The organism is Arthrobacter sp. PvP023 (assembly GCF_017832975.1).
Taxonomy (GTDB): Bacteria; Actinomycetota; Actinomycetes; order Actinomycetales; family Micrococcaceae; genus Arthrobacter.
On the sequence record NZ_JAFIBI010000001.1, the window covers coordinates 960,966 to 973,729 of the forward strand.

The following is a 12,764-nucleotide window of genomic DNA, read 5'->3' on the forward strand; positions in this document are numbered from 1 at the left end:
GTTGGCGCCGGCGGAAAGAACCCCAATCGGGCCAGCGCACATAAAACGCTAGACACAACGGTCCGCCCGCGGAAATACCAATACTGCGTGGAGCCATAACCGAAAAATGTGGGCACAGGCCATAAGAGACGCTTATCCGTCCACGCACTTTAGGTCTTATCCAGACGCGCCAGGATTCCCTAGGGTCGAAGGAAGCGAGTACCGCTCCCTCCTGAATCCGTAGGAAGAGACCATGCCTAAATTTGAACCTGCAACACGGGTGTCCCGCATCAAGTCTTCCGCCAGCGTGGCCGCCGCGGCCCGTGTGCGTGAGCTGAAGGCAGAAGGGCGCCGGATCCTGGACCTGACGGTCGGCGAGCCTGACTTCGACACTCCGGAGCACATCAAGGCGGCCGCCATTGAGGCGATCACCCGCGGGGAGACCAAATACACCTCCGTCACCGGAACCCCCGCCCTGCAGAAGGCGATCCTCCAGACCCTGGAGTTGCGCACCGGAATCCACTACACCCCGGCCGAGATCACCATTGGCGGCGGCGCCAAGCAGGTGATCTTCACAGCCTTCATGGCCAGCCTGGACGCCGGCGACGAAGTAGTGGTGCCCGCGCCGTACTGGGTCTCGTACCCGGACATGGTGCTCGCGAACGAGGGCACGCCCGTGGTGGTTGCCTGCGGCGAGGAGACGGGATTCAAGCTCACCCCCGAGGCGCTGGCCGGAGCCCTCACCGAGCGGACCAAATGGGTCATCCTGAACACACCGTCGAACCCCACCGGCGCCGTCTATTCCGCGGCGGAACTGCGCGCGCTCGCGGACGTCCTGGCTGGCTTCCCGCACGTGAACATCCTGACGGACGAGATCTATGACCAGATCTACTTCGGCACCGGCAAGCTCTCCAGCCTCGTGGAGGTGGCCCCGGAACTGAAGGACCGAATCCTGGCGGTCAACGGTGTGTCCAAGGCCTACGCCATGACCGGCTGGCGCCTGGGATACGCGGCCGGACCCGCCCCGCTGATCGCCGCGATCAACAAGCTCCAGTCGCAGATCTCGTCCTGCCCGTCCTCCGTCAGCCAGGCCGCCGGCGCCGCGGCGCTCACGGGCGACCAGGGTTTCGTGCAGGAAAGCCGTGAAATCTACCGCGCCCGGCGCGATGCGGCAGTCGCCGCGCTGAACGCCATCGACGGACTGTCATGCACGACGCCGGAAGGCGCCTTCTACGCGTACGTCAACTGCGCGGGCGTCATCGGGAAGACGACCACCGACGGGCAGGTCATCGCAACCGACGAGGACTTCACCCTCTACCTCCTTGAAGCGGCCTCCGTCGCCGTCATCCAGGGATCGGCCTATGGACTGGGCCCCTACTTCCGCATCTCCTACGCCACCAGCCTCGACGTCATCGAAGAGTCCATCGCGGCTATCGACAAGGCCGTCCAGGCCCTCAACTGATCCACACCCACCGAAGGAAAACGCCGTGATCCACGTCAAGACCACCATCGAACGACCCGAAGCCGACGCAGTCAGCCGCCTCGCCAAGTTCTCGTCCGCCACCATCCACGAGGCACAGGGACGTAAGGGCGCCCTCAGCTCCAGGATCAAGCCGATCGACCGGAGCATGTCCTTCTGCGGCCCCGCCGTCACCGTGCGCTGCGCCCCCAGGGACAACCTCATGTTGCAGGTGGCCATCCACTACGCCGAGGCCGGGGACGTCATCCTGGCCGCGGCGGGGGAGTACGAGGAAGCCGGAACGTTCGGCGACGTCCTCGGCAATGCCATGAAGGCCAAGGGCCTCGCCGGCCTGGTGACCGACTCGGGCGTCCGCGACACCCAGGACCTCATCGAACTGGGACTGCCCGTCTTCTCCGGCAGCGTCTCCATCAAGGGCACCGTCAAGGAAACGATCGGCCCCATCAACCACCCCGTGGTCTTCGGCGACGAGATCATCTACCCCGGCGACGTGCTCCGCGGCGACGCGGACGGCGTGGTGGTGGTCCGGAAGGACGAGATCGAGGACGTCATCCGCCTCTCGCAGGAACGCGACGACGCCGAGCGCGAACTCATCAGCCTCTACCAGGCCGGCGGAACCACCATCGAGCTGTGCAACCTCACTGAGGTCCTCAAAGCCAAGGGCCTGCTCGTCGAAGAGGCCTAGCCGCTCGCACAAGCCGCGGCAGCACCGCCGTCGTACGGGCTATTCCCGTGCGGCGGCGTCCGCATATGCAGAGGCGCCCGGCCGCGGCAAGCGGAATGGGAGGGCTCGACGTCCGTTGCAGGACATCGAACCCTCCCATTTGCAATTGTTTCCTACCGGGCCGGGAGCTGATGGGTGGGCGGGCCAAACACGGCGTCCTCCAGATACCACACGGTGGATCCGCCGCTGCCGGCCGGCATGATGCTGCCTTCGAAAACAAAGACAGGCGCCACCGAGCGGTCCTCAGGGCGCCAAAAACCATTTGCAGGGCAGTGGAAACCCGTTTTGGCCATCAGTCCGGGGTTTGTGTCGGAATTCCTGCGCATGCTGCTGATTTTTTTCACGGCTCGCTCCCAATTAATTCTCCATAAATGCAACCGCCGCAATTTATCGGCCTGATGACAATTTTAGGATTAGGAGCCCTCGGATACTAAGACGAATGATAAGTGCCCTAATAAGCAGATGCTATGGCAGGGCTATCGCGCATATTTATTGCTCAGCATTTCCTGAAGCATTTCCTTCAGCACCAGGAGAACCGCCGACGCCGCCTCGGAAAGCGGATCATGATCCGGGGTGCACAGCGCGATCTTGCACTGCAGCGCCGGATCCACAATCCGCAGGACGTGGAAGTCCTCCTCGTGGAAGAGCGCGTCCGCCGCTGACTTGGGCATGATCGTGGCACCCAGGTCGGCCCGCAGGAGGCGCGCCAGGGACGGCACGGACTCCACCTCACCAACGAGCTTGAGGGTGAGTCCCTTGCTGGTGAGGCCGGCCTCCACAGCCTGGCGGAGCGTGTGGATCTTCTCGGGCAGGAAGAGCCCGAAGCGCGCCACTTCCGCCAGCGAGATTTCACCGTTTTCGGATGCCACGTCTGGCCTCCCGGCATTGACCACAAAGTGCAGGTCTTCAACAATCATGGTGGTGAACTGGACGCCGCGGATAGGCCCCGGTTCGTAAATGAGGGCCATGTCGAGCCGGCCGTTCTTAATCGCCTCACTCAGCACACCGCCGTAGATCTCCGTGACATGCAGGACGATTTCCGGGTAGCGACGGCCCACCTCGCTGATGATCCTCGGTGTCAGGCTTGAGGCCATGCTGTAGGGCGCGATCGCGATGGACACGCGCCCGGACGGGGCGGCGCCCGACGCTGCTACGTCCTGGCGCGCCTGTTCCACAAGCCGCAGGATCGACTGGGCATGCCGGTACAAGGTGTGCCCCGCGGCCGTGGGCTTGACGCCCTGCTTGCTGCGGATCAGGAGCCGCTGCTTGAGGTCCGTTTCCAGTGCCGAAACCTGCTGGCTCAGGGCAGGCTGTGCCACATGCAGCGCCGCCGCTGCCTTGGTGATGCTTCCCGAATCCACAATCTGGACGAAGTACGCAAGCTTCCGCGTATCCATGGCCGTCTTCTCTCTGCGCGGCGTCCTGAACCCAGGAAGGGTCATAACCGGATGCTATGGAGGGATACGCAACAGGTCTTTGTGTGATCCACATCTCTGACACTAGGTTGAACCCAGAACGCTATTTCATTCATCGAACATTCTACCCCTCCGGTGGATATGCAAATTAACGATGACCCCAGACGCATTTTGCATGCTATTGGGTTTTACCGGAATAGACGTTTTCTTTTACATTTCCGAAATGTGCACTCCCTAGCGTCGGAACATCAGGATCCGCCACCAACAGCCCGGATTCTTCTTTATGAGAAAGAGATGACAAATGCGAGCAACCATCAAAGGCAAGATCACAGCTGTGGCCGCGCTGTCCGCTGCGGCGCTGGTACTTTCCGGCTGCGGGGGCGGCGCCGGAGCAGCCAGCAACGACAGCGCCACGTCAGGCGAAGTGAACCTGATCGCCTACTCGGGCGTATGGCAGGACCAGTACACCGCCGCAGTCATCGAGCCCTTCAAAGCCAAGTATCCGGACATCAAGATCAACTACGCCTCCAAGCGGTCCTCGGCTGAGATGCTCAGCGCCCTGCAGGGCCAGAAGAACAACCCGGCGACCGACGTCGCCATCATGGACAACTCCGTTTCCACCACCGGCAACAAGCAGGGCCTCTTCGAGAAGGTGGACGCCGCCGGCGTCCCGAACCTCGCCAACGTCCCGGAAAAGTTCCGCGACAAGGACGGGTACGGCCCGGTGGCCATGCTCGACGCCGTGGGCCTGGTCTACGACACTGCCACCTTCCCGAAGGCTCCCGAGAGCTGGGACGTGCTGTGGGACCCCGCGTACGCCGGAAAGATCAACGTCAACGCCCCGCCGTCGCTGCTGGGCCTGTCCCTGACGGCCATCACCGCCAAAATGGCGGGGGAGGACTACACCAAGGGCATTGACGCCGCAGTGACCCGCCTCAAGGAGATGGCCCCGGGCGTGCAGACCTTCGCGCCCAACCCGGACGAATACCAGAACGTCATCACTGGCCAGACCGTCCTCGGCCTCGGCCAGAATGCCCGCGGCCAGTTCTACAGCGACCAGAGCAACAAGAAGATGGGCGTCACCTTCCCGAAGGAGGGCACCGTCTACCAGATCAACACCATCAACGTGGTGAAGGATGCGCCGCACTCCGCCGCAGCCAAGACGTTCGTGGACTACGCCCTGTCCGCAGAGGCGCAGACCGCGTTCGCCAAAGCACTCTTCTACGCCCCCTCCGTCAGCAATGCAGAACTGCCGGCAGACGTGAAAGACCGTGTGGTCCCCACGGACGGGTCACTGAACATCGTCCCGCTGGATGTGGAATTCCTGTCCTCCGCCCGGGACAAGTGGACCGACATCTGGAAGCGCCAGATCATCACCAAGTAACCGCGAGCCGGTGCCCCTCCCCAACTTCACTTCAGGAGAACTGAACCCGTGACTGAACCAAAACTGTCGATCGTAGATCTGACCAAAAGATATGCAGCAGGTCTTGAACCCGCCGTCGACCGCCTGAACATGGAAGTTGAGGAGGGGCACCTGGTGGCGCTCCTCGGCCCGTCCGGCTGCGGCAAGACCACCACCCTGCGGATGGTGGCCGGCCTCATGGACCCGACGGCCGGCTCCATTGTGGTGGACGGCAAGGAAATCACCCACACACCGGTCAACAAGCGGGGGATGGGCATGGTGTTCCAGTCCTACGCCCTCTTCCCGCACATGAACGTGGAGCAAAACGTGGCCTTCGGCCTGGAAATGCGCCAGACGCCGAAATCCGAGCAAAAAGCCCGTGTTGCGGCGGCGCTCGACATGGTCCAGCTCGGCCACCTCGGAAAGCGGCAGACCAAGGAACTCTCCGGCGGCCAGCAGCAGCGCATCGCCCTGGCCCGGGCCCTCGTTGTGGAGCCCACGCTTCTCCTTCTCGATGAACCGCTGTCCAACCTGGACGCCAAGCTCCGCGAAACCATGCGCACCGAGATCAGGTCCATCCAGCAGCGCACCAGGGCCACCACGCTCTTCGTCACACACGACCAGGACGAGGCCCTGGACATGGCCGACCGGATCGCCGTGATGAACGGCGGCCTGATCGAACAGTTCGGTTCGCCCACCGACGTGTACGAACGCCCCCGCACGCACTTCGTGGCCAACTTCATCGGCCAGGCCAACTTCCTCACCGCCCGGGTGGGCGCTGAAACCGGACGGGCCAGCCTTGCCGGCGAAAGCTACTACAAGGTGGACGTCGAAGGCCTGGGCCAGTTCGGCGCCGTCGGCGCGGCGGGCCTCTCAGGTAGCACCCACGAAATGGTGATCCGCCCGCACCGGCTCACCGTGGCCCTGCGCCCCGGAACGGATCAGGCACCCGTCGCGGGAACCATCGAACGGGTGAGCTACACCGGCGATGCCCTGGCGGTGGCCGTCCGCGTGGGCGACCAGCAGCTGCAGGCACAGCTGCTGACCTCCAGCGGCGACCTGCCCCGCGCCGGGGACGCAGCGTACCTGTCATGGGCGCCCGAGGACGCCTACCTCCTGCCCGCGCCCGCGTCCGCGGAAAGGCTGGCGGCATGACTCTCCTGCAAACGCCGGTTGCCGCGGAAAAGCGGCCAGACCAGGACGAGGGCCTGCTGGAAAAGGCCACCGAACGGCGCAACCGGCGCACCTACCTGGCCCTGCTCCTGCCCGGGCTCCTGGGCCTGCTGGTCAGCTTCGTGTTCCCGCTCGCCTACATGATCCGGATGTCCTTCAACAAGGGCGCCCCGGACGGCGTCATCGTGGAGACGTTCACGCTGGACACCTATATCCAGCCGCTGACCGACCCGTACTACTGGCGCGTCACCCTGGACACGTTCCAGATGGGCGTGACCGTGGGCATCCTCTGCGTCCTGGTGTCCTACCCGGTGGCCCTCTTCCTGGCCCGCAGCACCAGCAAGTACCGCGGGCTGCTCATCGCCATCGCCATCGCCCCGCTGCTGACCTCGGCCGTGGTGCGCACCTACGGATGGATGGTGATCCTCGGAACCAACGGCCTCATCAACTCCTCCCTCGAGGGCCTGGGCCTGATCGACACACCCCTGAAGCTCACCAACAACATGACCGGTGTGACCATCGGGCTGGTGGAGATCTTCATGCCCTACGCGATCCTGGCCATGATCTCCGGCTTCGGCCGGCTCAGCCCCCAGCTCGAGGAAGCAGCCGGCTCCCTGGGCGCCAGCAAGTTCAAGGTGTTCACCCGGGTCACGCTCCCGCTGAGCCTGCCCGGCCTCCTGACGGCGTTCCTGCTGGTCTTTGTGCTCGCCATCAGCACCTTCATCACCCCGCGGCTCCTGGGCGGAGGCAGCGTGCAGGTCCTGGCCACCGAAATCTACGACCAGACCACCGGCCTGCTCAACTGGCCCTTCGCCGCCGCCCTGTCCGTCATCCTGCTGGTGCTTTTCGGCCTGATCATCGCCGTTTACCAGCGCCTCACCAAAAAGATCGGAGGCTGACCGTGAGCGACGTCCGGATATTCAAGCCACGCTTCAACCCCGCCAAGCCGGCCTTCGGGCTGCTGGTGTTCCTGCTGTACCTGTTCCTGCTGGCACCGCTGCTGATCGTCTGCGTGGTTTCCTTCGCCTCGAACCAGTACCTGTCCTTCCCGCCGGAAGGGCTGACCCTGAAGTGGTACGAGATGCTCCCGCAGGAGAGCACGTTCATGGAGGGCATGAAGGTCAGCCTCATCGTGGCCGTCATCGTCACGCTCATTGTCCTGGCGCTGGGCGTGCCGGCCGCGCTGGCGCTGGACAGGTTCGACTTCAAGGCCAAGGCAGCCGTGCAGTCGTTCTTCCTCTCGCCGCTGCTGATTCCCAGCATCGTGCTGGCCCTGGGCATGGTGCTGCTGTTCGGTCCGCTGGGGCTGACCAACACCTACGCCGGCATCATCATCGGCCACGTGGCCATCACCATCCCGTTCGTCATCCGCACCACCCTGATGAGCCTGGCCACCACCGACACGTCCTGTGAAGCGGCCGCACGCGTCCTCGGTGCAGACTCATGGACGGTCTTCCGCCGGGTGACCCTGCCCATCATCCAGCCGGGCGTAATTGCCGGCGGTGTCATTGCGTTCATCGTCTCCTTCGATGAAGCCGTCATCTCCCTCTTCGTGGCCGAATCCGGGCTGCCCACCCTGCCGGTGCAGGTGCTCAGGTACGTGGAAAACTCGGCAGACGCCGCCGTTGCGGCCCTGTCCGTCATCCTCATCCTGATATCCCTCGCGGTAGTGGTGGTGGTGGAACGCGTCATGGGACTCCGCAAAGCCCTCCGCTGAGCACTCCCGTCATAACCGCCAGCTATCCCGTGACACCGATTACGTCTTTGTGTGATCAAACTCGCGGTGTCAGACTTTTTTGCAGAAGCCGGTCAAAACGGCACACCGAACCACACCCACCCAGGAAGGCACTCAATGGGACCCATCGTTGATCTCGTCGCAGATCTCGGAGAAGGCTTCGGCGCCTACTCAATGGGCGACGACGCGGCCCTGCTCGAAGTGGTTTCCAGCGCCAACATCGCCTGCGGCTTCCATGCCGGGGACCCGGACATCATGCACGCGACCGTGGCCGAATGCGTCCGCCGCGGCGTCAGCATCGGGGCGCACCCGAGCTTCCCCGACCTCCGCGGCTTCGGCCGCCGCGCCATGGACCTGACCGCGGACGAGGTCCGCAACGACGTCGTCTACCAGTTCGGCGCACTGAGCGCCTTCGCCGCCTATCACGGCGCCGGCGTCGCCCACCTTGCACCGCACGGCCGCCTCGGGAACCTCGTGGCCACCCGCGCCGACTACGCCGACGCAGTGGCCGACGCCGCCGCCCGCATCAACCCGGACCTCATCGTCCTGGCCCAGGACGGCGAGCTGGCCACCGCGGCGGCCGCGCGTCGGCTCCCGGTGGCCATCGTGGGCATCGCAGACCGCGCCTACGAGGCGGACGGCACACTGGTGCCGCGCAGCCGCCCCGGCGCCGTCATCCATGATCCTTCAGCCATCGTGGACCGCACCGTCCGGATGGTCTGCGAAGGGCTTATTTCGACCGTCGCAGGCACCGACCTGCCCATCGTCGCCGACACGGTCCTGTTGCACGGAGACACCCCCGGCGCGGTGCAGCTGGCCCGGCAGGTACGCGCCGAACTCGAAAGTGCCGGAGTGACCATTGCTCCGCTGGCACAGGTCCTCGGCGCCAAAGTGAAGGCCGCCTGACATGGCAGCCACCCCAACCCCAACTCCGGTGGAGGTTTACGAATCAGGGGACGCCGCACTGCGCGTCGTCGCTTCGTCCCCGGACACGGAAGCCAACTGGACCACCGTGCATGCCCTCGCCGAATGGCTTGAGGAAGCCGGCGCCGACGGCGTCCACGGCGCTGTGCCGACGTACGACTCACTGCTCGTGGAATTCGACCCCGGGGTCACCTCGGCACGCCAGGTCCGAGCCTTTGTACTGATGGGCCTGCGCCAGCTTGATTTCATCGGTGCGCCGTCCCGGGCTCCCCGCACGTTCGAGGTCCCCGTGGTCTACGGCGGAGAGTACGGTCCGGACCTGGAGCGGGTTGCCGCCCATGAGCAGCTGTCGATCCAGGAGGTCATTGCCCTCCATACGGCCAAGTCCTACGTGATCCGCTGCCTTGGTGCCCCGGCTGGCTCGCCCATGATGGACGGGCCCGATTTCCCGCTTCCGGTCCCGCGGCTGAAGGACCCCCGCCTGTCCGTCCCGGCAGGTGCCGTTTCCGTTGCGGGCCGTCAGGCAGTCATCGCCCCGGCGGCGGCACCCGGCGGATGGTGCGTCATCGGCCAGACACCCCTGGCCGTTCTCGACGCCGCCAGCGAACCGCTCGTCCCGTACGTTCCCGGCGACGTGGTCAGGTTCCACCAGATCCAGCCCGAAGAGTTCGCCAGCTTCGCCGGCCGGAAACTGGAGGCGGCACGATGAACGGCTCGTTGATCATCCAGCAGCCCGGCAACTCGGTGGTCACCGACCTGGGGCGCTTCCGGGGACCCCGGTTCGGGCTGCCCGTGAACGGCGCCCTGGACCAGTTCTCCGCCCGCGCGGCGAACATCCTCGCCGCCAACGCCGACAACGCACCGCTGCTGGAGGTCACTGCCCTGGACTTCCGGATGCGCGCCACCACCGACATCCTCATCGCCGTTACCGGAGCACCCCTGCACCTCACGGTGGGCGGGCGCGAATGCCCGCAGTGGGAACCGGTGTCCGTCCTGGCCGGTGAAACGGTGGCGCTGCGCCGGATCAACGGCGGCCTGCGGGCCTACGTTGCCGTTCACGGCTCGGTGGAGGCGCCCGTCCTTCTCGGCAGCTGCGCCCCGGACACCGTCGTCGGATTCGGCCTGCGGCTGTCAGAAGGCACCGAACTGAAGACCTCACGAAGCGTCGGACCGATCCGGCAGCCCTACTTCGACCTGCCGCTGTTCCGGCTGGGACTGACCCGGCCCGAATTCAGCAGCCGGGCGGTTGTGGAAGTCACGGACGGCCCGGACGTGGACGAGTTCGGGGACACCGCCGACCTTCTCTACAACACCGAATACACCGTCAGCGGCCGGAGCAACCACATCGGCCTGCGCCTCGGCGGCGCGCTTCCCGAACGCCAGTCCACAGCGGAAGTCCTGTCCCGCGGCGTTCCGGTGGGGGCTATCGAAGTGCCGTCCCGGGAGGAACTGCTGGTGCTGCACCGCGGACGCGGAGTCACCGCCGGCTATCCCGTGCTCGCGGTGGTCACCAGCCGGTCACTGGACGTCCTTGCCCAGGCCAGGCCCGGGCACACCATAACTTTCCGCAAGACCACCGTCCCGGAAGCAACAGCCAAGCATCGGGCCGCGCTGCGGGAACTGGAAACCCTCCGTTCCACAGTCAGCACCGTCTTCTCCCTCCTGGGCATCGGCAGGCAGCCCGGCTGGCCGGAACTCGTACCGGCAGCAGGCAGCTGAGAACACCGATGGCCCCGTCTTTTCGCACAAGATTTAAGTTAGGAATGAACATGTCAACATCAATGCGCGAGACCGCCCCGCAGCAGGACCGGCTCAGTGCCAGGCAAACCCGGAAAGTCATTACCGCCGGGTGCGTGGGGATTTTCGTCGAACTCTACGACAACGGCATCTTCGCTTTCATGGCCGGCACCCTTGCCCTCGTCTTCCTGGCACCCGGCAACCCGGACAACGCCCTGTTGTTCGTCTTTGCGGGATACGCCGTGTCATTCTTCGTGCGGCCGCTCGGCGCCGTGGTCTGCGGATACCTGGGCGACCGGATCGGGCGGCAGAAGCTCCTGGTCTTCGTCATCCTGTTGATCAGTGTGGCGACGGCGGGCATCGGCCTGCTGCCCGCCTACGCGGCCATCGGCGTCGCGGCCCCCGTGCTCCTGGTGTTGCTCCGCATGCTGCAGGGCTTCTCCGTTGGCGGCGAAGCCGCCGGCGCCATGACCTTCCTCGCCGAGCACGCACCCGAAGGCAAGCGCGGCGTCATCACGTCCTACGCCCAGATCGCCTCCTTCGCCGCCCTGCTCACCGGCACGCTCGTCGCGTTCTCCATGTCTCCCTGGCTCACCCAGGCAGCGATCGACGGCGGCGGCTTCGGCGCGTTCGCCTGGCGCATCCCGTTCCTGGTGGCCATACCCATGGGCATCATCGGCTGGTACATCCGCAAGGCGATCAGCGACACCCCCAACTTTGAAAAGCTCAAGGAAGAAGGCGGGCTGTCCGAGAACCCGCTGAAGGAAGCGTTTGCGTCGGCCGAACACCGCCGGGCAATGCTGCTGGCCCTCTTCATCCCGCTCATGAACGGCTCCGGCTACTACGTCCTGTTCTCGTACATGCCCACTTTCCTCAAGGGCAAGCAGCTCAACTTCACCATCGGCGAAGCCCTTCTGGTCACTGCCTGCAGCCTGGTGGTCATCTGCATCGCCATCCCCTTCATGGGCGCCCTCTCGGACCGCGTCGGCCGCAAGAAAGTCATCGCCGGCTCCGCAATCGCCATGGCCGTCCTCGGCATTCCCTCCTACGCCCTCATCGCCACCGGCCAGATGGCACTGGCCATCCTCGGCGCCTGCATCATGGCCGTCGTCTTCGCCGGCCACACCGCAGTGATCCACATCCTGATCGTGGAACTCTTCCCCACCCGGGTCCGCTACTCGGCCTACGGACTGGGCTACAACATCTCGTCTGCACTCTTCGGCGGTACGGCACCGCTGCTGATGACCTGGCTGATCTCATCCACCGGCAACATCTACATGCCAGCGTTCTACGCAGTCATCACCGCGCTGGGCACCCTTGCCGCCGTCAGCACGGTCAAGGACCGGGCGCACCTGCCGCTCCGCGACGCCTAACCACCCGCTTCATCACTGCACCTGCATTACTGCACCGCAAACCACCAGGAGACTTCCATGCCTTTTTCAGACTATTCGACTGCCCTCGTCACGGGCGCGTCCACCGGAATGGGTGCCGCCATCGCCGGCCGCCTCGCCAAGCGCGGACTCACCGTCCACGCCCTGGCCCGGAACGAGGAGCGGCTCAACGAACTGGCCGACAAAACCGGCGCGGTCCCGCACGTCGTCGACCTGACCGACACCGCGGCGCTGGCCGCCGTCGTCGGTGATCTTGAAGTGGATGTCCTGGTGAACTGCGCCGGAGTATCCCGGCCGGGGAACATCCTGGACTCCAGCGAAGGCGACATCGACGAACTCATTGACGTCAACCTGCGCGGCCTGCTCCAGCTGACCAGGCTGGTGCTGCCAGGCATGGTGGAACGGGACCGCGGGCACGTCATCAACATCAGCTCCATCGCGGGCCTGTACAACTTCTACGGCCACACCGTCTACCACGCGACCAAGGCGGCGGTCCACCAGGTATCCCGGCAGCTTCGCAACGACACCGTGGGCAAGCGCATCCGAGTCACCGAGATCTGCCCCGGACGCGTCGAAACGGAGATCTTCGGCCGCAACATGGGCGGTACCCCGGAAGCCATGGAAGAGGCGTGGAAGACGTACTACGAAGGCTACGAGTCGCTGACCACGGACGACATCGTCAACGCGATGGACTACGCGATCGAAACGCCCCGGCACGTCAACGTGGGCATGCTCGAACTCATGCCCACGTTCCAGGTCCCCGGCGGCCTTACCTTCGACCGGCGCTAACCGCCCGCGCCCGCT

At 65.0% G+C, this 12,764-nt stretch carries 13 protein-coding genes; 11 read left to right on the top strand and 2 right to left on the bottom strand.

Features of this window, described 5'->3' with window-relative positions; translation table 11 throughout:
• Nucleotides 1-232: 232 nt before the first annotated feature.
• Nucleotides 233-1,441 (top strand): aspartate transaminase, encoded by a 1,209-nt coding sequence (locus JOE31_RS04435; protein ID WP_209742323.1) that lies wholly within the window; start codon nt 233-235, stop codon nt 1,439-1,441.
• 25 nt (nt 1,442-1,466) lie between these two features.
• The gene (locus tag JOE31_RS04440; protein WP_209742324.1) at nt 1,467-2,144 is read left to right on the top strand and encodes a 4-carboxy-4-hydroxy-2-oxoadipate aldolase/oxaloacetate decarboxylase; all 678 of its coding nucleotides are present in this window, start codon (nt 1,467-1,469) and stop codon (nt 2,142-2,144) included.
• Between the two features lie 152 nt (nt 2,145-2,296).
• Here JOE31_RS04440 and JOE31_RS04445 read toward each other — a convergent pair whose 3' ends face one another.
• Nucleotides 2,297-2,509, bottom strand: a complete 213-nt coding sequence (locus tag JOE31_RS04445; RefSeq protein ID WP_245198976.1) for a hypothetical protein — start codon at nt 2,507-2,509, stop codon at nt 2,297-2,299.
• A gap of 150 nt (nt 2,510-2,659) precedes the next feature.
• Nucleotides 2,660-3,580, bottom strand: a complete 921-nt coding sequence (nac, locus tag JOE31_RS04450; RefSeq protein WP_209742325.1) for a nitrogen assimilation transcriptional regulator NAC — start codon at nt 3,578-3,580, stop codon at nt 2,660-2,662.
• A gap of 319 nt (nt 3,581-3,899) precedes the next feature.
• On the opposite strand from nac, the gene JOE31_RS04455 reads away from it, so the two are divergent.
• The 9 genes from JOE31_RS04455 (at nt 3,900) to JOE31_RS04495 (ending at nt 12,749) form a co-directional block, all read left to right on the top strand.
• A complete protein-coding gene (locus JOE31_RS04455) occupies nt 3,900-4,982 on the top strand; it encodes an ABC transporter substrate-binding protein (protein WP_209742326.1) in 1,083 nt (360 codons plus the stop codon).
• Between the two features lie 48 nt (nt 4,983-5,030).
• Nucleotides 5,031-6,155, top strand: a complete 1,125-nt coding sequence (locus tag JOE31_RS04460) for an ABC transporter ATP-binding protein (protein WP_209742327.1) — start codon at nt 5,031-5,033, stop codon at nt 6,153-6,155.
• Nucleotides 6,152-7,072 (top strand): ABC transporter permease, encoded by a 921-nt coding sequence (locus JOE31_RS04465; RefSeq protein WP_209742328.1) that lies wholly within the window; start codon nt 6,152-6,154, stop codon nt 7,070-7,072. The genes JOE31_RS04460 and JOE31_RS04465 overlap by 4 nt, the downstream gene beginning before the upstream one ends.
• 2 nt (nt 7,073-7,074) lie before the next feature.
• Nucleotides 7,075-7,890, top strand: coding sequence for an ABC transporter permease (locus tag JOE31_RS04470; protein WP_052500618.1), 816 nt, complete (start codon nt 7,075-7,077; stop codon nt 7,888-7,890).
• A gap of 135 nt (nt 7,891-8,025) precedes the next feature.
• Nucleotides 8,026-8,814: a LamB/YcsF family protein gene (locus JOE31_RS04475; RefSeq protein WP_209742329.1), complete on the top strand. Its 789-nt coding sequence runs from the start codon at nt 8,026-8,028 to the stop codon at nt 8,812-8,814.
• Between the two features lies 1 nt (nt 8,815).
• Nucleotides 8,816-9,541 (top strand): allophanate hydrolase subunit 1, encoded by a 726-nt coding sequence (locus JOE31_RS04480; protein ID WP_209742330.1) that lies wholly within the window; start codon nt 8,816-8,818, stop codon nt 9,539-9,541.
• Entirely contained in the window at nt 9,538-10,551 is a 1,014-nt protein-coding gene (locus JOE31_RS04485; RefSeq protein WP_209742331.1) for a biotin-dependent carboxyltransferase family protein, read from the top strand. The genes JOE31_RS04480 and JOE31_RS04485 overlap by 4 nt, the downstream gene beginning before the upstream one ends.
• A 50-nt stretch (nt 10,552-10,601) precedes the next feature.
• The gene (locus JOE31_RS04490) at nt 10,602-11,942 is read left to right on the top strand and encodes an MFS transporter (protein WP_209742332.1); all 1,341 of its coding nucleotides are present in this window, start codon (nt 10,602-10,604) and stop codon (nt 11,940-11,942) included.
• A 57-nt stretch (nt 11,943-11,999) separates the two neighbouring features.
• Nucleotides 12,000-12,749, top strand: coding sequence for an SDR family oxidoreductase (locus JOE31_RS04495; RefSeq protein WP_209742333.1), 750 nt, complete (start codon nt 12,000-12,002; stop codon nt 12,747-12,749).
• Nucleotides 12,750-12,764: the final 15 nt, after the last annotated feature.

Coding starts and splice junctions, on each gene's coding strand:
- nac (WP_209742325.1), bottom strand. CDS start 3,580: ATGGATACGCGGAAGCTTGCGTACTTCGTCCAGATTGTGGATTCGGGA.
- JOE31_RS04455 (WP_209742326.1), top strand. CDS start 3,900: ATGCGAGCAACCATCAAAGGCAAGATCACAGCTGTGGCCGCGCTGTCC.
- JOE31_RS04475 (WP_209742329.1), top strand. CDS start 8,026: ATGGGACCCATCGTTGATCTCGTCGCAGATCTCGGAGAAGGCTTCGGC.
- JOE31_RS04485 (WP_209742331.1), top strand. CDS start 9,538: ATGAACGGCTCGTTGATCATCCAGCAGCCCGGCAACTCGGTGGTCACC.
- JOE31_RS04480 (WP_209742330.1), top strand. CDS start 8,816: ATGGCAGCCACCCCAACCCCAACTCCGGTGGAGGTTTACGAATCAGGG.
- JOE31_RS04435 (WP_209742323.1), top strand. CDS start 233: ATGCCTAAATTTGAACCTGCAACACGGGTGTCCCGCATCAAGTCTTCC.
- JOE31_RS04490 (WP_209742332.1), top strand. CDS start 10,602: ATGTCAACATCAATGCGCGAGACCGCCCCGCAGCAGGACCGGCTCAGT.
- JOE31_RS04445 (WP_245198976.1), bottom strand. CDS start 2,509: ATGCGCAGGAATTCCGACACAAACCCCGGACTGATGGCCAAAACGGGT.
- JOE31_RS04495 (WP_209742333.1), top strand. CDS start 12,000: ATGCCTTTTTCAGACTATTCGACTGCCCTCGTCACGGGCGCGTCCACC.
- JOE31_RS04465 (WP_209742328.1), top strand. CDS start 6,152: ATGACTCTCCTGCAAACGCCGGTTGCCGCGGAAAAGCGGCCAGACCAG.